The following is a 19,081-nucleotide window of genomic DNA, read 5'->3' as shown; positions in this document are numbered from 1 at the left end:
TACCAGAATGCCAGGCCCGAGGGGGCTCAGGGGAGCGGGATCGCGGGAGACTCAGGGAGACGTCGTCTCGCTGGTGCCGGCCGCCTCATCCTGCTGCGCGACCTCGTCTCCGACATCGAGACTGATCACGTCCGGGCCGGAGAGCGCGACGCTCGAGATCAATGCCTTGACGCCGAGGCCGACCTTGAGCCCCAGCTCCTCGCAGGCCAGCCGGTCCACGCGCGCTCTGAGCCGCTGGCCGGCGATGCCCAGCACCAGTTCCGCACTGGCGTGGCCGCGCTCGCTCTCGATCTCGTGAATCACGGCGGGCAGCGTATTGCGCAGACTGGTATTCAGCGGGGTCTCCAGCGCGATGCTGACATCACGGGCACGCAGTCGCAGGCGTACCCGACGCCCGACCGGCATCGCCAGACGCGCCAGCTTGAGACTCAATCCCGCCCCGAGCCCCAGACGGGTCAGCTGATGCGTTTCATCGTGCGAGAGCACCTCGGCACTGAGCAGCGAGCCGGCTTCGAAACGCCCGGTCTGCGGGGCCAGATCAAGACGTGACAGCATGTCGCCGATCTCGCCGCTGGCGGTGATGCGCCCATTGTCGACCAGCGCGAGGCGGTCCGCGACGGCGAACAGCTCCCGGGTATCGTGACTGACGAACAGGATCGGGATCTCGATCTCGCGAGCCAGACGGCTGATGTAGTGCAGGAGTTCCTGCTTGCGGGCGCCATCAAGGCCGGTCAACGGCTCATCCAGCAACAACATGCGTGGGCGTGACAGCAGGGCGCGTCCGATGGCGACACGCCGCGCCTCGCCACCCGACAACTGCCCCGGCATGCGCGTCAGCAGGTCCTCGATGCCCAGCAGCGCGACGATCTCGTGCAGGTGGTCACGGTTGCGCTGGCGTTGAGCACGCGTCAGCGCCAGCGACATGCCGTAACAGAGATTGCCGCGCACGCTGTAGTGCGGAAACAGTCGAGGCTCCTGGAAGACCACGCCCAGATTGCGCCGATGGGCAGGCACCCAGTGATCATGCTCGCCGCCGATCAGACACTCGCCCGTGAGACGCAGATGACCATGATCCGGGCGGTCGAGCCCTGCGATCATGCGCAGGATGCTGGTCTTGCCGCTGCCGGAACGTCCGAACAGCGCCGTGACCCCGCGTGCCGGCACCTTGAGTTCGGCATCGAGATGGAAGGCGCCCAGCGTGCGGCAAAGGTGGAAATCAAGCATCACGCCCCTCCATCCGGAGTCGGGCCCGGCGCGCCAGCCATTCGGAAGACAACAGCGAGAGCATCGCGATCACCACCGCGATCAGACACAGACGCGCGGCCGCGCCCTCCTCGCCCGGCGTCTGGATCAGGGTATAGAGCGCCAGGGGCAAGGTACGGGTCTCGCCGGGAATGTTGGCCGCAAAGGTGATGGTGGCGCCGAATTCCGACAGCGCGCGCGCGAAGGCCAGCATGCCGCCGGTCAGAATGCCGGGCAGCGCCAGCGGCATCGTCACCGTGAACAGCACCCGCAGCGGGTTGGCCCCCAGGGTACGAGCCGCGGCCTCCAGCCCCGGGTCAATGGCCTCCAGCGACAGGCGCATGGCACGCACCATCAGCGGGAAGGCCATGACCGCTGCCGCGACGGCGGCGCCCTGCCAGGTGAAGGGCAGCACGATATCGATCTTCGCCAGCCACTGACCGATGACGCCGTTGCGTCCGAAGGTGACCAGCAGCAGATAGCCGACCACCACCGGTGGCAGCACCAGCGGCAGATGCAACAGGCCATCCACCAGCGCCTTGCCACGAAACTCGCGTCGCGCCAGCCACCAGGCCGCGGCGAAGCCGGGAATCAGACTGAAGCCGACGGCCACGCAGGCGACCTTGAGACTCAGGCTCAGGGCTTCCCATTCCAGTGCGCTCAGCATGCACTCTCCTCGAACAAGATCAGGTGGCGCAGGGCAGCGCGATCACGAGACGACTCGCGCCCATGGCATCGCCATGGCCCGCTCGATGATTCGCTCTGCCAGCCACGTCATTGCCGCAATGATGCCACGGAAAACCTCCAGTGTAGCGGCCCGCGTGCCTCCGGGACATGCCGGCCGGCGCGCCAGCCCAGCCGGGGCGCTCTCACTGGCTGTCAGCGGTGGCGGGTGCGGTCTGGGCCCCAAGGGTGGTGAACCCGAAGCGATGGAAGATGGCCCCTGCCTCATTGCTGGAAAGCCAGTGGGCAAAGGTTTCCGCTGCCTCGTCGGGCGCATCCCCGCCCCGCGTGATCAAGGCGGCAGGATAGTGGATGGGGTCGTGGCTGCTCTCGGGCAGCAGGCCGATCTGATGGACGCGATGACTGACGGAGGCATCCGTCGAGTAAACGATGCCCAGTGGGGCTTCACCGTGCTCGACCAGCGCCAGCGCCGCACGCACATCCTCGGCACTGGCCAGATGCGAGCGCAGTGCCTGCCACTGACCCAGCGATTCCAGCGATTGACGTGCATAGATGCCCGCCGGCACGTGATCCGGGTCCCCCACCGCCAGCCGGGAGGCGTCGCCCGTCGCGGCCAGTCGCTTGGCCACGTCCGTCACGTCCCGGGCATTGCTGACGCCGGCATCCAGCGAACTTGCCCCGGCGGCTACCAGCGCCAGACGATTGCCCAGCAGATCATGACGCCCTGTCACCACCACGCCGGGCTGCTGCTCGAGCCAGTCCATCCAGCGCTCGTTGGCCGACAGATACAGCTGGGCTGGAGCACCATTGGCCAGCTGACGCGCCAGGGTCGAGGACGAGGCGTAGACCGGCAGGATATCCACGTTGGCGAGGCGCTCGTAGCGGGCCTCGATGGCATCCATCGCATCATGCAGCGAGGCGGCGGCCATGACGCGAATCCGGGTGGGTTCGTCGGCCTGCACCGGTGCCGCCAGCAGCGCCACCAGCGTCATCAGCAGTGTTGAGCGGGCCGTCAGAGAGGTGCGTCTCAGGCAGGCGGATTCCTGGCATGAGCGAAAGTGAGCGCGCAAGCGCGTGGCGAGTGACATCACGAGGTCCTTTGTCAGGCCGCGAAAGGGCCTTGGAAGAGTGAAATGCAGCGACAGCGCGTGCCACTGCTGCATGCCATGATGCCGCGCCCATCCGCCACATGCATCCCGCTCGGGCGCGGATGGGCGTCAACGAGCTGGAATCGTGAGCCCCATTATCTGAACGCGCCCGCCAGCAGAGAACGCGAATCACTTTCATGCATGCCACTCCCCCCGCCAAATCGGCTACAATGCTGGCCAAATCGGCAACTCGCCACTGGCCCTTGCGCCAGATCCGCGGCGCACTCTGCCTCCACGCTCTCTTTCATGCCATCGGCTGCCCGAGTGGCAGACAGTCTCAGGTGCCACCAATCCATGCCTCCCGTACTTGACGAATTTCAGGGCCTCAGTGCCTTCGATGCCATCATGCGCCATGGCAACCTGGGCGCCGGCGCCGAACACCTCGGTATCTCCAAGTCCACGCTCAGCCGTCGGATCAGTCACCTCGAGTATCAGCTCGGTCAGCCGCTGCTGCATCGCCAGGCCAACCGCCTGATTCCCACCGAGGCCGGCACGCTGTTCCATCAGTATTGCCAGCAGATGCTGTCGCTGGGCGAGCGCTCGCAGATGGCACTGGACGAACTCCGCGAGGAGGTGAGCGGTGATCTCAGCATCAGCGTCCACCCGCATTTCCTGCGTGGCTGGTTCAATCGTCTGCTCACCGAGTTCATCGAGGAGTATCCGGGCATTCGCCTGACGCTGACTTCAAACCTGCAGCCTCCGACACGTGAGGATGATCAGGTCATGCTGTGGCTGTGGGAAGGTCCGACCCGTGACAGCGGCCTGCGTGACGAGGTGCTGGGCCACCAGCGTCAGCATCTGTATGCCCACCCGGACTATCTGCGTCAGCATGGCCATCCGCAGCATCCCGGCGAGCTTGCCTCCCACGACTGGGTCAACCTGATCGACCGCCATCATCCCGATCTGGTGCTCCACCATCCGGAACAGGGCGAGTACCGAGTGAGCCTGCCGCCCTCACGCTTCACGGTCGACAATGTCGTGGTACATGCCGACCACATCGCGCATGGCGCCGGTATCGGCCTGCTGCCGGACCACCACGTGCGCACCCGCTCCGTGGCACATCCCGGCCAGTTCGAGGCCTGTCTGCCCGAGTGGCAAGGACCCTCGATTCCGGTCAGCCTGCACTATCCCTTCGGGCACCCGCCGCGCAAGCTGGGCGCGCTGCTGGATCGTATCCGGCGCCATGTGCCCAAGGACTGGGGGCAGCCCTAGCCCCGCAGGCCTCACGTACCAGCGCGACTCAGCGGCCCTGGCCAAACAGGTGGCGACGCGCCTCTTCATCCATCGCCACATTGGCCGCCGGATTGATGTCGTCGATGCGCGCCATCGCCCGGCTGACACCATCACGCTCGGCCATGCGAGTGCGGTAGGCAGCCACCGCCGGGAAGCGGGCCAGATCGATCTCCTGCTTCTCGGCCTTCAGCCACGGCCAGATGGCCATGTCGGCGATGCTCAAATCATCACCGGCCACGAACTCCCGCCCCGCAAGCTGGCGCTCCAGCACACCGTACAGCCGCTCGCCTTCCTTGTGATAGCGCTCGATGGCGTACTCCACCGGTTCTGGCGCGTAGTGCTTGAAGTGGTGCACCTGACCGAGCATCGGCCCCAGGCCGCCCATCTGCCAATGCAGCCACTGCAGCACATCATTGCGTGCGCGCGTCTCGCGCGGCAGGAACTGGCCGGTCTTGTCGGCCAGATATTCCAGAATCGCGCCGGATTCGAACACGGAAATCGGCTCGCCACCATCGGCCGGCGCATGATCGACGATCGCCGGCATGCGATTGTTGGGCGAGATGGCCAGAAACGCTGGCGCGAACTGCTCGCCCTTGCTGATGTTGACCGGAATGAGTCGGTACTCGAGGCCGGCTTCCTCCAGAAAGATCGTGATCTTGTGGCCGTTGGGCGTGGTCCAGTAATACAGGTCAATCATCGTGAGCACCTTTTCGAGGGCAAGACGACATGGCCCGAACGCCTGGAAGCGTTCGAGCCATCAGGAAGCGCATCGCTGACGCGATTGAGGGATTACTGCGGGATCTCGCTGGCACGCGGCGACTTGCGTGCCATGCCGTCATGGAGATCCATCATGCGCTCGCGCCACTGCACCAGCGGATCAGCGGGGTCTTCCGTCTCGCCGAAGGGCGAGGTGTCGGAGACGATGTGGGCCCAGATGAAGAAGCCGAAGATCAGGTAATCCGCCGCCGCCGGTGACTCGCCATCCATGAAGGGCTGATTGCCCAGCAGGCCACGCAACGGCTTGAAGGCGCTGTCGAGAATGCCACGGGCGATCTCGACATCGTGGAACTCCTCGAACGACATGCCGAAGCGGGCTTCTCGGGCGCTCTGGAAGTATTCGCGGTCATCCGGGTGAATGGCCTGCACCAGATCCAGCGCCACCAGGCGGAAGAAACCGACGGCCATGACCTGCTCGGCATAGACCTTGACGAAATTCAGGCGCGCCCTTGCCAGTGCATCGCCGATCAGCGGGCCATTGCCTGCATCCGGATAATGCTCGTCCAGGTGCTGGAAGATGTCGTAGCTGTCCATCGACACGCCGAAATCATCCTTGAGTACCGGCACCGTGGTGGAATCGCAGAAGTCGATCGGGCTCTTGTCGGTGAACAGCATGGGAACGAGTTCCGCCTCGATGCCCTTGTGGGCCAGGGCCAGCCGCGCGCGCCAGCAGAACGGCGAGAAACGCAGACGGCCATCACGGCCTCGCAATTCATAGAGTACTGGGGTCATGCAGGTATCCTCCGGTGTCATTCAAGCTCAAGATGTTCGGCATGACGTCGCCGTGGGCGTCTTGCCCATGGCAATGTTTTGGACGTTGTGCCGCGCAAATGCAAGCAAAATGAGCATTCGTTCAATATCCCGCTGACACGCCGCTCGCCGTGCTTCCACCCGCTCACCCTTGCAGTGGCGCGAGGTTGGACCCATTGAGGAGGGATTCGCGACACGCGCCGGTCATTGACCAAAGGATATTGATGACACTCGGCCTCGACAGCGCGAATAATGGATCCAAGCTGTCGCCCCCGCCGCGTCTCGCCCTGCTCTCATCACTCATTTCCCAAGGAGTCTCGATGTCCGTCGAAGACCTGCACCTTAACCTGCGCAACCTGCAGGAATCCGACTACCCCCAGCTGAAACGCCTGATGGACGGCATCTACGACGACATCGGCGGCGCCTGGCCGGAACACACCATCAATCGCCTGGTCGCGGAATTCCCCGATGGTCAGATCGTGATCGAGGACGGCGAGATGCTGGTCGGGGTCGCGCTGACGGCGCTGGTGGATTACGACGCCTTCTCGAACCCGCACAAGTACGATGATCTGATCGGTCAGCGCGAAGTCATCCTCAACAACCCCGAGGGAGATGCGCTCTATGGCCTGGATGTCCTGATCGACCCCAACTACCGGGGCTATCGTCTCGGCCGCCGCCTGTATGAAGCGCGCAAGGAACTGTGTCGCTCCATGAATCTGCGCTCGATTCTGGCCGGTGGGCGCATTCCCCAGTATCACGAGTATGCCGCGGAGCTGTCCGCGACCGACTACATCGACAAGGTCGAGCGACGCGAGATCTACGACCCCATCCTGTCCTTCCAGCTGGCCAATGGATTTCTGGTCAAGCGTCTGATGCGCCAGTATCTGCCGGAAGACGAGAGCTCACAGGGCTATGCCACCTTGCTCGAGTGGAACAACATCCTCTTCGAGCCGGTCGAGCGTGTGCTGGAAAGCCGCAAGACGATGATTCGCGTCGGCGCCGTCCAGTGGCAGATGCGCAAGTTCGATTGTGTCGAATCCGTGCTGCAGCAGGTGGAATATTACGTCGATGCCCTCTCGGACTATCAGAGCGACTTCGCCGTCTTCCCGGAGCTGTTCAATACGCCGCTGATCGGCCTGCTGGAAGACCAGAGTGACCCGGTGCGCTGCATCCGCTTCCTCGCCGGCTTCACCGAGCGCTTCAAGCAGGAAATCTCGCGCATGGCGGTGGCCTACAACATCAACATCGTGGCCGGGTCCATGGTGGAGGTCGGTGATGACAACGAGCTCTACAACGTCACCTATCTCTGTCACCGCGATGGCGAGATCGACCGTCAGGCCAAGCTGCACATCACGCCTCAGGAGCGCCGTGACTGGATCATCAAGGGCGGCGACGAGCTGGCCGTGTTCGAGACCGACGCCGGTCGCATCGGCATGCTGATCTGCTACGACGTGGAATTCCCGGAGCTGTCACGTCTGCTGGCCGACCAGGACATGGACATCCTGATGGTGCCGTTCTGGACCGACACCAAGAACAGCTACCTGCGCGTCCGCCACTGCGCCCAGGCGCGCGCCATCGAGAACGAGTGCTATGTGGTGGTCTGCGGCAGTGTCGGCAATCTGCCGTCCATCGAGAGTCTGGACATCCAGTACGCCCAGTCAGCGGTATTCTCGCCCTCTGACTTCTCCTTCCCGCATGATGCGGTGATGGCCGAGACGACCCCGAACACCGAGATGATCATGTTCTCGGATCTCGATCTGGAACGTCTCAAGGTCGTACGCAGCGAAGGCTCGGTGACCAACCTCAAGGACCGTCGCAAGGACCTCTTCGACCTGCGCCTGCGCGACTGGTCCTGGAAGTCCGGCAGTCGTCAGGACTGACTCGATGCCCCCCTGGTGGCAACGACTGTGGCAGCGATCCGAGCGCCACGGCCATGATGCCGACGCCTCAGCCCCCTTCTCTTCCCAGCCCCAGGAGGGGGACACCCTGTGGCAATCCGTCCGCGAGCGTCTGCCGATCCTCGAGGGACTCGACGCCGAGGCGCTCACGCGTCTCGAGCGCCGCGCCCGGCGGCAACTGCATGACTGGAAGCTGACCAGCGCCGAGCCTCTCGAGGAGGTCGAGGCGCTGGCATTGGCGGCTCAGGCGATGCTGTTGCTCAATGGTTGGGCGCATGCCGAGCGCTGGCAGGATGCCGGCGCTCGCGTCCATGAGATCATGCTGCCGCTCGAGGCCATCCGCCGTGAAGTGGAAGAGATGGATGAGGCAGGCGTGGTGCATGTCTTCCAGGACACCCGGGCCGGTGAGACCTGGTACCAGGGGCCGGTGGTGGTCACGCAGCAGGACCTGGCCGCCAGCGGTGACTGGAGCGGCTTCAATGTGGTCATCCACGAATTCGCCCACAAGCTCGACATGGCCAACACCACCGATGCCGATGGCTTTCCGCCTCTGCCTGGCCACATCAGCGCTCAGGAATGGCACGCCACCTTCACCGCCGTCTGGGATGACCTGAGCGAGCGCCTGGCACACGGCATTCCCACGCCGATCGATGACTACGCCGCCAGTCACCCCGCCGAATGCTTCGCCGTGTGCTGCGAGTATTTCTTTACCGCACCGGACACCCTCGAAGTCGCCTATCCCGAGCTGTATGCCCTGCTGGAACGCTTCTTCCACCAATCGCCATTGCCACGCTGCCCGACGGCCCATGACTGAGCGCCTGACAGGCAGACAAGAAGATCCGGGCAATGAATAGCGACCGCTCACCCCCTCCACCACCGGCTCAAGCTAACGGTATATCAATCAGGGTGTGCCGCGGCGGGCCCGCCATTGCGATTCCCCGATGCATCAAGAGCAGTACCTGAGTCGGTCACTGCTGGCTTTTCCACCAGGTAATCCCAGACACGCTGGGCCGTGGGTCGCATGGGTCGTTGAGAGGAACGTACCAGCCAGAAATGCTGCTCGGCAGGAATCGCCAGCGGGAAGGCCTGCACCAGCCCGCCATTGCCGGAGGCCATCCATTGCTGAAAATGGCCTTCATGCACCAGCGCCACGCCCATGCCGAGACGCGCCATTTCCAGTGTCATGACCTGGGTGTCACAACTGATGGTGGACGTCGTCTTCTCCAGTCCCAGCTGGCCGGCCGCGACCAGCCAGCGACGCCAGCCCACCGCGAATCCCGCCGCATGCAGCAGCGTCATTCCGGTCAGATCCGCCGCCGTGCTCAACCGGGCGCTCAGTGCCGAGCTTGCCACGACGATCATCCGCTCCTGCTCCGCTCCCACCTTGATCGCCTCGACCTGCGGCCAGTCCCCCTGGCCATAGCGCAGTTCGATATCCACTTCCTCGCCATCGAAATCACGCGCCCAGAAGGCACTCACCAGCCGCAGGGCGATCTCGGGTTGATCTCGATGAAAGCTGGCCAGACGCGGCAACAACCAGGCCTGCTGGCTCATCGGCGTCGCACGCAGACTCACCGGCGCGGCGCGCGAGGGTCCGAAGACTTCCAGCGTGCCCTCCTGCAGACGCTGGAAGCCATCCTGCAGCGCCGGCAGCCAGGCCTGCCCGGCCGGTGTCAGATTCAGACTGCGAGCATGGCGCACGAACAGCGGCTGGCCGAGCCGATCCTCCAGCTGGCGGATACGCTGACTGATGGCGGACTGGGTGACGCTCAGCTCCTCGGCCGCCCGCGTGAAACTCATCAGGCGTGCCGCCGCCTCGAAGGCCTGCAGCCAGGCCAGGGGTGGCAACGGGCTGGACAAGGAAACAGGCAAGACACTCGGCGGCGAGGAAGGTGAGTCGTGCATGGCAATCTCGTGGCGGACAATGGAGGAGCATGACCACACATTAGCTCAGCTAAGCCATGGGCGTCATATTTCGCGTTGGTCAGCCCTCATGACACGCAAGACAATAGACTCACTCTCAGCACAAGACTCACCGACACCGACAGAGACAAGGAAGGCGCCAATGGAGACTCTCACCGCATCTGATTCCGACACTTTCGGTACCAGCGACACTGATGGTATTGGCGACACTAGCGTGACGAACGACACTATCGATACGAACGACACTATCGACACTACCGACACTACCGACACGGCAGCGACGGATGCCGGCACGCGTCATCAGTGGGACATGAAGGAATATCAGCCCCATCATCGCGGCACTCCCCTGATTCAGGCGACCCATGACGAGGCACTGGCGACTCTGAGCTGGGCCGATGGGGATCAGGCACGCTTTCCGCTGATCTGGCTGCGTGATCACTGCGCCTGCGACGCCTGCCGTCATCCGCAGACCTTCGAGCGCACCTTCATGCTCATGGATGATGCGGCCCTGACGGTGCATCAGTTGCGTATCGAGCAAGGCAATCTCGTCGTCATCTGGCAGGACGGCCACACCAGTCGCTTCGATGCCGGTTGGTTGCTGCAACGTCGTCCGAGTGATGCGCCGCCAGCCACGCCGGTCCCCTCAAGCCGCGCCTGGCAGCAGGGCCATCAGCCTCACGTTACCGCCTTTGCCGACTACATGGCCGGCGGCGCCGCACGACTTGGGTGGCTGGAAGCGCTGTGCCGCGACGGCTTCGCGATTCTGGACGGCGGCACCTGTGAAGGCGGTGAGATCGATGCCATCGCGGCCACCATCGGCCCCATCCGTGCCACCAACTTCGGCGGGCGCTTCGAGGTCTTCTCCAAGCAGGCGCCCAACAATGCCGCCTACACGCCCATCGCGCTGGAACTGCACACGGATCTGCCCAACTGGCGCCAACCGCCGGACATCCAGATGCTCTATTGCCTGGTCAATGACGCCGAGGGCGGTGAGTCGATCTTCGGTGACGGCATGGCCGTCGCCGAGGAACTGCGCCGGCGTGACCCTGCCGCCTTCCGCCTGCTGGCCGAGACGCCGGTGGACTTTCGCTTCGCGGATGAGCAGACCGACCTCGTGGTGCGCGAACCGGTCATCCATCTGGATGCCAGCGGCAAGGTCATCGAGGTGCGTTTCAACAACTGGATCCGCGATAGCCTGCGCCTGCCGCTGGAACGGATGCAGGCCTGGTACGACGCCTACCGCCACTACTGGAGCATCCTGCGCGAACCGGACTTCCGCCTGCACCTCAAGCTCGAGGCCGGTCAGATGGTGGCCTTCGACAACCGCCGCGTGATGCATGGGCGCCGGTCCTTCGACCCGACCACCGGGCGCCGGCACCTGCAAGGCTGCTACGTCGATTACGACATGGTGGAATCGGCATTGCGCGTCACAGCGCGCCAGCTGGACTGACGACGGCCCGCGAGCGTTGAAGCTCAGTGATTCAATTCGCCCAGCCCCGGCAGCAGACCACGCAAGGCGATGGCATCCTGAGACTCTGGCTACTCAGGTACCGCCCATGAATCCCATGACGCTCTGCTTTGCGGATGACACCCTGGAACGACGCTATCGTCGACAACAGATCGAGACCTCACACAAGCTCAGCCGGTTCACCATCCCGCTGAGCTGTGTGATGTTCGCGTCCTATGCGCTGATCGAGATAAGTCTTACCCACCATTTCGAGAGCCTGCTGCTGCTGCGCGCCGGCATTCTCGTCAGTGTCCTGAGCCTGTTCCTGCTGTCACGCCATGCGCGATACAGACACCGGGTCAATGGCCTGCTGTGCCTGGCCTCCCTGAGCGCGGCGCTGGGCACGCTGGCCATGTTCCATCTCGGCAATGACCACGCAGTGGATCACCATGAGATGCATGAGGGTGAATTCCCGGCCTATTTCGTCAGTCTGCTATTGCTGGTGTTCTGGACCTACACCCTGCTGGGACTGCAGTTCATCTATGCACTGGCCTGCGGATTGCTGATCTGGATGGGCTGCACCACCAGCTGCGCGATCCTGCACAGTGGTACCGGCGTGCTGGTGGAAGCCAACGAAGCCTTCTTCATGATGTCCGCCAACCTGCTGGCCGGTATGAGCGCCTACTCGCGAGAGCGACAGAGCCGCCTGCTGTTCCTGCGTGAATGTCACGTCACCGACGAGCGAGACAATCTGCGTGACCACGCGACTCGCGACTCGCTCACCGGACTGCTCAATCGACGCGCCTTGATGGAGCATCTCGATCAGGTGCTCGACATCCAGGCACCCGGCGTCATACAGGCTGCGCTGTTCATCGACCTGGATGGCTTCAAGCCCATCAATGACCGCCATGGTCACCATATCGGCGACCAGGTCCTGAGCATCATCGGCGAACGACTCGGAGACACCCTGCGTGGCAACGATATCGTCGGCCGCCTGGGAGGCGATGAATTTCTCGTGCTGATCAGTCGTGAAGGCGATAGCCGCCAGGGCCCGGAAACACTGGCCAATCGTCTGGTGGACGCGATCAGCAGGCCCATCCACCTCGAGGTCGACGGCGAGCCGCTGATCATCGGTGTCAGCGCCAGCGTGGGCGTCTGTCTGTTCCCCTTCTCCGGTGCCACGCCGGAAACCATCATCGCGCGTGCGGACGGTGCCATGTATGAAGCCAAGCAACGTGGCCGCGGGCGAGTGGTCGCGGCCAACCCGCTGCGCCTGGTGCTGTGATCCTCCACCACGAATGATGCCCTCTCCCTCTTGAGACAACCGCAGACGCCCCAATGAGAGAAGGATGCCTGTGCACCCTTTCATCACGTAACGACGCCCCGCGACGATTCGCCGGGGCGTCCTGTCTCATGGAGCCCGCCAATGACACGCCTGCCGCATCTCGCCCTCTCGCTCGCTGGCCTCAGCCTCCTTGGCGGCTGTGCCGGTGTCCCGTCCGGCACCCAGCCCGTCGGGGACTTCCAGCTCGAACGCTACTACGGGCAATGGCACGAGATCGCCCGCCTGCCCAACAGCTTCGAGGAGGGACTGAGCTGCGTCACCGCCGATTACTCGCCCCGCGAGGACGGCGGCGTGCGCGTCATCAATCGCGGCCTTGATGCCGACAAGGGCGAATGGAGTCAGGCCGAAGGGCGAGCCTACTTCACTCAGGGCAGCGAGACCGCGGCCCTCAAGGTCAGCTTCTTCGGCCCCTTCTATGGTGGCTACAACGTGCTGGCACTGGATGATGACTATCGGTGGTCGCTGGTGGCCGGTGCCGATCGCGACTACCTGTGGATACTGGCGCGCGAGCCGCAGCTGGATGACGGCACCTATCAGGCGCTGGTCGATCAGGCTGCCGAGCTCGGCTTCGCCACCGATTCACTGATCAAGGTCGAGCAAGGTGAGGCATGTCCCGTCGCTGACGGCGAGAGCTGATGATGCAGGCGCTTGCTCAGGGCGCAGGCTCCACCCAAGGTCTAAACCGACACGTGACGTTTACATGGTGCGGACAGCCGCTTTCATCCAACCGACCTTGCCTCTTGCCACGCGCCAGCGGCTCGCCAATGGTGAGCTGACAATCTGCCGAGGCAGCGTCTCGCCGAGTGCGCTGCCCTGCTGCCAACCGCCACATGCCGTCGCCCAGTGTCAGTGACACCTCGCTGCACTGGGCAACTCAGTTCAGAGGGAGCTCGTGCCATGGATATCCAGCAGTTCTTCAGCGCCCTGTGGGATGATTACGTCGCCATGACGCCCCAGGCCCAACAGATCCAGGATGCCTTCGTGGCCGACGGCGAGACCATCGTCAACGACCACGTGGCCTTCCGGACCTTCGACCGCGGGCCGATCACCCTGAGCGCGCTGGAACCTCATCTGCTGGCGCTCGGCTACACCCGCTTCGCCCCCTATGACTTCCGCGAGAAGAAACTGCGCGCCTTCGGCTATCTGCCGCCGTCTCCCGACATGCCGCGCGTCTTCCTCTCCGAGCTGAAATGTCATGAGCTTTCCGAGCGCGCCCAGTCGATCATCGATGGTCTGGTCAGCCAGATCTCGCCGGATGCCGCCACCCAGCCCTCCGTGCTGTGGTCAGGTCGCCTGTGGGACGCGCCGACCTTCGAGCAGTATCAGCGTCTGATGGAGGAGAGCGAATACGCGGCCTGGCTGTCGATCATCGGCCTGCGCGCCAATCACTTCACCATCAGCGTCAATGCACTTACCCGTCATGACACGCTCGACAAGGTGCTGGAGCGCGTCGAAGCGCTTGGCCTGGGCATCAATCCGGCCGGCGGACGCATCAAGGGCTCACCCGAGGTCCTGCTGGAGCAGGCCTCCACCCTCGCCGACCGCCAGACCTTCACCTTCGCCGGCGGCGAGCAGCACGAGATCGCGACCTGCTACTACGAGTTCGCCCGTCGCTATCCGGATGCCGACGGCAAGCTGTATCAGGGTTTCGTGGCCGCCAGTGCCGACAAGATCTTCGAATCCACCCACCTGACCGAATCTTCCGATACCGGCCAGGACAGCCCAAGGGAGCACTCCACCCCGTGATTGCCGACTGGCTTGACCTGACACTCGAAGGCCACGCCAGCGCGCGTGGCATGGGACGCATCCCCGGTGGGCGCTATGAGATCGTCGCCCCCGGCGTGCTGGAGATCTGTCCGGACACCCAAGGGCCTGCGGCTCGTCCTTGCGTGCTCTCGGCGGGAATTCACGGCAACGAGACGGCGCCCATCGAACTGCTGGGTGAGCTGATCGCCGGTCTCGAGAGCGGCCACCTGATCGCCGGTGCCCCGCTGCTGCTGATTCTGGGCAACCTGCCCGCCATCCGCACCGGTGAGCGCTTCCATGCGACCAACCTCAATCGGCTGTTCCGACGTACCGAGACGGCGACCGCCATCTCGGTGGACGCCGGCAACGCGGCTGCCGGCAAGGCCAATGACTGTCCAGCCGATGATGAGCCGGCACGCGCCCGCCAGCTGATGGCGGCAGTGGATGATTTCTACGCCCGCTTCCCGCCGGCCGATGGCACGCGGCGCCTGCACTACGACATGCATACCGCGATCCGCGACAGCCACTACCCGCGCTTTGCCGTGGTGCCCTTCAGCGAGGGAGAGGCCATCAGTCCCTCACAGTGGTCGATATTGAGCGCTGCCGGCCTCCAGGCCGTGCTGCATCAACATCAGCACAGCTGGACCTTTTCGCACTACTCGCGCCACTACCATGATGCCGATGCCTTCACGCTGGAGCTGGGCCAGGTGCGTCCGTTCGGCGCCAATGACATGGCGGCACTGGCGCCGATGTCCCGCCTGCTCGCGGCTCTGGCCACTGGAATGCCGCCGGATGAGTCTGATCCCGGTGCCATGGATTACTTCAAGGTGGAGGTGGAGCTGATGCGCCACTCCGCAGACTTCGCGCTGTGCTTCAGCGAGGACGTCGCCAACTTCACCCGCTTCGCCCCCGGCACGCTGATCGCCCGGGATGCGCAGGCGGGCCCCTGCATCATCGGGGACACGCCGCTGAGCGTGGTATTCCCCAATGCCAGTGTCGAGATCGGCGCCCGCGCCGCCTTGCTGCTGGCCAACTGTGCTCCCCCCGAGACAGCCTGATCATGAAATGCGCCCCACCCGCCAGCCACCGCCGTACTGCCCCACGCAGCACGGCGCATCGGCAGGGTGGGCGCCCCCAATAATGACAACAAGGTCCCCACTCATGACGCATTCCTGCCGTTCTGTCCCTCCTGTCGCCAGCCAGCGACTCTTGCCGACACGCGCTCAACCAAAGTCGTATCCGGCGACGCTCCAAGGAAGCAGTTAACCCAGCGTTGAGCTGGTAGAATCTGCCCCCTTTCACGATCACGACCGTGATACCACTCGAGCGGCTGCGACGACATGGCCAGCTGCCAGCGAGATTCAGCTCGCCTGGCGACGTCATGCACCCTGTGCCGCCGTGTCGACAACGCACAAGTTCCCACGGGTCCGTGCCGCCCTGCGGCAGACTCAGGACGCGCCCGCGCCGCCTGGCAAGGCAGCGATGCGCTGCGTCTGGATCGGAGTAACGGCATGACCAAGACATCCCCCGGGATCGAGACCCCGAACCGCGAGGTGCTGCCCCTCGAGGTTCGCGACATCACCAAGTCCTTCGGCAGCAATCAGGTGCTCAAGGGCCTGTCGCTCAAGGCACGCAAGGGCGACGTTATCACGCTGATCGGTGCCTCTGGCTCCGGCAAGAGTACCTTTCTGCGCTGCATGAACCTGCTGGAACAGCCGGACGGTGGCGACATCTTCGTCCACGGCGAGCAGATCGGCTTCAAGGACACCCGCCGCGGTCGCGAGCCGATGGACTGGCGTCAGGTCGAGCGCATGCGCGCGCGCCTGTCGATGGTCTTCCAGGGCTTCAACCTGTGGTCACACATGACCCTGCTGGAAAACGTCATCGAGGCGCCGATCCACGTGCTCGGCAAGCCGAAGAAAGAAGCCATCGCGCACGCGCGCAGCCTGCTGGATCGCGTCGGCCTGCTCGAACGCGCCGACTACTACCCGGCCCAGATGTCGGGGGGCCAGCAGCAGCGTGGTGCCATCGCGCGCGCCCTGGCGATGGAGCCGGAGGTGATGCTGTTCGACGAGCCGACCTCGGCTCTCGACCCGGAACTGGTCGGTGACGTGCTCAAGGTGATGCGCGACCTGGCCGAGGAAGGCCGCACCATGGTGGTGGTGACCCACGAGATGAGCTTCGCGCGCGACGTCTCGAGTCAGGTGGTCTACCTGCATCAGGGTCTGGTCGAGGAAGCCGGCGATCCGGCTGAGGTACTGGGCAATCCCCAGTCAGAGCGACTCAAGCAGTTCCTGGCGCCCAAGTACTGACAGGCAGGACTGATGAACAGGACTGACGGACGGCTCTGAACAACCGCTCGGTCCGCCGGCGCTTCCCCCGGCACGGTGATCCCGTGTCCGGCACATGATTCAGCACCGCGAGCGCCATGCCATCGGCAGGCCTCGAGGCGCAAGAGATTTCAGGAATGAAAGTGATGAAACAGTTCGCGACACGCGCCCTGATGGGCCTCACCCTCGGTCTCTCCACTCTCGCCATCTCGGCAGGCGCCGTGCAGGCCGCCGATGTGCCGGACCCGCTGCGCCTCGGCATCGACGTGCCCTACGCGCCCTTCGGCTACAAGCTGCCGAGCGGTGAGCTGACCGGCTTCGAGATCGAGCTGGGCAATGCCATCTGCGAGCAGCTCGCCACTCGCTGCGAGTGGGTCGAGCAGGACTTCGACGGCATCATCCCGGGCCTGATGGCACGCAAGTACGACGTCATCATGTCCGCGCTGACCATCAACCCGGAGCGTGAACGTCAGGTGCTGTTCTCCGCGCCCTACTTCACGCCGCCGTCCGGCTGGTTCATCAAGGCGGACAGCCCGCTGGCCGGTGCGGACAGCCTCGATGCCGAGGCTCTCAAGGGCAAGGTGATCGGTGTCCAGCGCGGCAACCTGCAGGATCACTACGTCACCGACCTCTACGCCAGCGTGGCCGAGGTGCGTCGCTATACCAAGCTGGATGATCTGGTGCTGGACATGGACAGCGGTCGCGTCGATGTCGCCTTCCTTGATCTGCCGGTCGGTCAGGACACCCTGGTCGAGGCCAATGATGGCAATTTCGTCAATACCGGCAGCGCCATCAGCGAACCGAAGAAGTACTTCGGTGACGGCTTCGGCATCGCCATGAAGCAGCGCGATCGTGATCTCAAGAAATCCATCGACGAGGCACTGGACACGCTGAAGGCCGACGGCACGCTCGAGCGTCTCAACGCCAAGTACTTCGCCAGCGCCGCGACCGCCAACAGCCAGTAAACCGCTGAGCGGTTTGCACGGCGCTTCACGGGAGGATTCCCATGATCGACCTACAAGGCTACGGGCCAAGTCTGCTGGAGGGTGCCTGGGTCACGGTGCAGCTGGCCGTGCTGGCCCAGCTGCTGGCCATCGCCCTCGGGCTGATGACAGCGACCGCCAAGATGTCGCGTTCCACGCCACTGCGCTGGATCGCGACGCTCTACACCACCATCATCCGTGGCGTACCGGACATCGTGTTGATGCTGCTGCTGTTCTTCGGTGGTCAGATCGGCATCAACATGGTCACCGACTGGCTGTATGACCGCTATGACATCGATGTCTTCGTCAACGTCGACGAATTCACCGCGGGCGTCATCACCATCGGCTTCATCTTCGGCGCCTACATGGGTGAGACCTTCCGCGGTGCCTTCATGGCAGTGGATGCCGGCCAGATCGAGGCCGGACGCGCCTATGGCATGAGCAACTGGAAGGTCTTCAAACGCATTCGCTTCCCGCTGATGATGCGTCACGCCCTGCCGGGGCTGGGCAACAACTGGATGGTACTGCTCAAGACCACCGCCCTGGTGTCGGTGATCGGGCTGGTCGACATGGTGCGTGTCGCCAGCGAGGCCGCCAAGGCAACCCATGAGCCCTTCACCTTCCTGTTGCCGGTCGCGGCGGGCTATCTGCTGATCGCCACCGTGTCCGAATGGGGGCTTTCGCGCCTCAAGAAGCGCTACAACACCGGATTCGGGGAGGCCAGCGCATGGAACAACTGAACGATGCGGGCCCGACAGGCATCATCGCCCAGCTTGGCCAGATGCTCGATGATGTGCTGAGCGACAACTACATCTTCACCGCCACCACTCTCTGGCACTACTGGGAGGGGCTGGTCACCACGGTGCAGCTGGTATTCCTGTCGCTGATCATCGGGCTGGTGCTGGCCGTGCCATTGGCGATCCTGCGCGGCTCGCGCCGCCGCTGGATCAAGATGCCGGTCTACCTGTACACCTATGTCTTCCGTGGCACCCCTCTGCTGATCCAGCTTTACCTGATCTACTACGGGGTGGTGTTCTTCGATGGCTTCGACATCTCGTTGGGGATCACCAGCGTGCATGTCTCCAGCATTCAGGACACCTGGCTGTGGGAGTACTTCCGTGACCCCTTCGTCCCGGCGCTGCTGGCCTTCGTGCTCAATACCGCGGCCTATACCACCGAGATCTTCCATGGTGCCATCCAGTCCACGCCCAAGGGCGAGATGGAAGCTGCACGCGCCTATGGCATGTCGCGGGGCAAGATGATGCGTCGCATCATTCTGCCCAGTGCCTTCCGACGTGCACTGCCGGCCTACGGCAATGAAGTCATCTTCATGCTGCATGCCAGCGCCATCTGCAGCGTGGTGACGCTGCTGGATCTCACCGGGGCGGCGCGTGACATCTATGCACGCTTCTATGCCCCCTTCGAGGCCTTCCTGTTCGTCGCCGCCATCTATCTGTGTCTGACCTTCACCATCATTGCCATCTTCAGGCAGCTGGAGAAACGTCTACTGGCACACTTGAAACCATTGAATTGAACTGAAAGAAGCGCCCCTTGCTGGGCGCTTCTTTCGTTTTT

The 19,081-nt window shown here is 63.9% G+C and carries 18 protein-coding genes; 12 read left to right on the top strand and 6 right to left on the bottom strand.

All coding sequences use genetic code 11. From position 1 onward, the window contains the following. Positions 1 to 51 precede the first annotated feature (51 nt). The 3 genes from modC to modA form a co-directional block, all read right to left on the bottom strand. Positions 52 to 1,224, bottom strand: coding sequence for a molybdenum ABC transporter ATP-binding protein (gene modC / locus OW493_RS14040; protein ID WP_191237635.1), 1,173 nt, complete (start codon positions 1,222 to 1,224; stop codon positions 52 to 54). Then, entirely contained in the window at positions 1,217 to 1,909 is a 693-nt protein-coding gene (modB, locus tag OW493_RS14035; protein ID WP_077378349.1) for a molybdate ABC transporter permease subunit, read from the bottom strand. Before modB ends, modC begins: the two co-directional genes overlap by 8 nt. 202 nt (positions 1,910 to 2,111) lie before the next feature. Continuing rightward, positions 2,112 to 3,014 (bottom strand): molybdate ABC transporter substrate-binding protein, encoded by a 903-nt coding sequence (gene modA, locus OW493_RS14030; RefSeq protein WP_240704255.1) that lies wholly within the window; start codon positions 3,012 to 3,014, stop codon positions 2,112 to 2,114. A 354-nt stretch (positions 3,015 to 3,368) separates the two neighbouring features. On the opposite strand from modA, the gene OW493_RS14025 reads away from it, so the two are divergent. Next, on the top strand, positions 3,369 to 4,286 hold the full coding sequence (locus tag OW493_RS14025) for a LysR family transcriptional regulator (RefSeq protein WP_077378346.1): 918 nt from the start codon (positions 3,369 to 3,371) through the stop codon (positions 4,284 to 4,286). Between the two features lie 28 nt (positions 4,287 to 4,314). On the opposite strand, the gene OW493_RS14020 is transcribed toward OW493_RS14025, so the two are convergent. After that, complete coding sequence (locus tag OW493_RS14020; protein ID WP_289864531.1) at positions 4,315 to 5,004, bottom strand: glutathione S-transferase N-terminal domain-containing protein; 690 nt, start codon at positions 5,002 to 5,004, stop codon at positions 4,315 to 4,317. 92 nt (positions 5,005 to 5,096) lie between these two features. Continuing rightward, positions 5,097 to 5,816, bottom strand: a complete 720-nt coding sequence (locus OW493_RS14015; RefSeq protein WP_289864527.1) for a glutathione S-transferase N-terminal domain-containing protein — start codon at positions 5,814 to 5,816, stop codon at positions 5,097 to 5,099. Positions 5,817 to 6,154: 338 nt separating this feature from the next. Here OW493_RS14015 and OW493_RS14010 point away from each other — a divergent pair, with 338 nt between their 5' ends. Then, on the top strand, positions 6,155 to 7,714 hold the full coding sequence (locus OW493_RS14010; RefSeq protein WP_077378340.1) for a bifunctional GNAT family N-acetyltransferase/carbon-nitrogen hydrolase family protein: 1,560 nt from the start codon (positions 6,155 to 6,157) through the stop codon (positions 7,712 to 7,714). A 4-nt stretch (positions 7,715 to 7,718) separates the two neighbouring features. Further along, positions 7,719 to 8,546, top strand: a complete 828-nt coding sequence (locus tag OW493_RS14005; RefSeq protein WP_289864523.1) for a M90 family metallopeptidase — start codon at positions 7,719 to 7,721, stop codon at positions 8,544 to 8,546. 83 nt (positions 8,547 to 8,629) lie between these two features. Here the strand turns inward: OW493_RS14005 and OW493_RS14000 are convergent, their stop codons facing one another. Beyond that, positions 8,630 to 9,637, bottom strand: coding sequence for a LysR substrate-binding domain-containing protein (locus OW493_RS14000; RefSeq protein ID WP_289864521.1), 1,008 nt, complete (start codon positions 9,635 to 9,637; stop codon positions 8,630 to 8,632). A gap of 232 nt (positions 9,638 to 9,869) precedes the next feature. Between OW493_RS14000 and OW493_RS13995 the strand changes: the two genes are divergently transcribed. From OW493_RS13995 to OW493_RS13955, 9 genes are all read left to right on the top strand, one after another. Further along, positions 9,870 to 11,105, top strand: a complete 1,236-nt coding sequence (locus OW493_RS13995; protein ID WP_289864520.1) for a TauD/TfdA family dioxygenase — start codon at positions 9,870 to 9,872, stop codon at positions 11,103 to 11,105. 106 nt (positions 11,106 to 11,211) lie between these two features. After that, positions 11,212 to 12,387, top strand: a complete 1,176-nt coding sequence (locus OW493_RS13990) for a GGDEF domain-containing protein (protein ID WP_289864519.1) — start codon at positions 11,212 to 11,214, stop codon at positions 12,385 to 12,387. Between the two features lie 141 nt (positions 12,388 to 12,528). Further along, entirely contained in the window at positions 12,529 to 13,083 is a 555-nt protein-coding gene (locus OW493_RS13985; RefSeq protein ID WP_289864516.1) for a lipocalin family protein, read from the top strand. A gap of 261 nt (positions 13,084 to 13,344) precedes the next feature. Beyond that, positions 13,345 to 14,193: a DUF1338 domain-containing protein gene (locus OW493_RS13980; RefSeq protein WP_289864515.1), complete on the top strand. Its 849-nt coding sequence runs from the start codon at positions 13,345 to 13,347 to the stop codon at positions 14,191 to 14,193. After that, positions 14,190 to 15,251, top strand: a complete 1,062-nt coding sequence (locus OW493_RS13975; RefSeq protein ID WP_289864514.1) for a succinylglutamate desuccinylase — start codon at positions 14,190 to 14,192, stop codon at positions 15,249 to 15,251. The genes OW493_RS13980 and OW493_RS13975 overlap by 4 nt, the downstream gene beginning before the upstream one ends. A 453-nt stretch (positions 15,252 to 15,704) precedes the next feature. Continuing rightward, positions 15,705 to 16,505: an ATP-binding cassette domain-containing protein gene (locus tag OW493_RS13970; protein WP_077378316.1), complete on the top strand. Its 801-nt coding sequence runs from the start codon at positions 15,705 to 15,707 to the stop codon at positions 16,503 to 16,505. A gap of 164 nt (positions 16,506 to 16,669) precedes the next feature. Beyond that, entirely contained in the window at positions 16,670 to 17,488 is an 819-nt protein-coding gene (locus tag OW493_RS13965) for a transporter substrate-binding domain-containing protein (RefSeq protein ID WP_289864513.1), read from the top strand. A 41-nt stretch (positions 17,489 to 17,529) separates the two neighbouring features. Then, positions 17,530 to 18,246 carry an ABC transporter permease gene (locus OW493_RS13960; RefSeq protein WP_084207919.1) on the top strand — a complete coding sequence of 239 codons (717 nt, stop codon included), beginning with the start codon at positions 17,530 to 17,532 and terminating at the stop codon, positions 18,244 to 18,246. A 41-nt stretch (positions 18,247 to 18,287) separates the two neighbouring features. After that, complete coding sequence (locus OW493_RS13955; RefSeq protein ID WP_136938974.1) at positions 18,288 to 19,040, top strand: ABC transporter permease; 753 nt, start codon at positions 18,288 to 18,290, stop codon at positions 19,038 to 19,040. Positions 19,041 to 19,081: the final 41 nt, after the last annotated feature.

Origin of the sequence: Cobetia sp. 14N.309.X.WAT.E.A4 (genome assembly GCF_030397495.1) — a bacterium.
GTDB lineage: Bacteria > Pseudomonadota > Gammaproteobacteria > Pseudomonadales > Halomonadaceae > Cobetia > Cobetia marina.
This window is presented reverse-complemented; position numbering and strand designations above follow the sequence as displayed.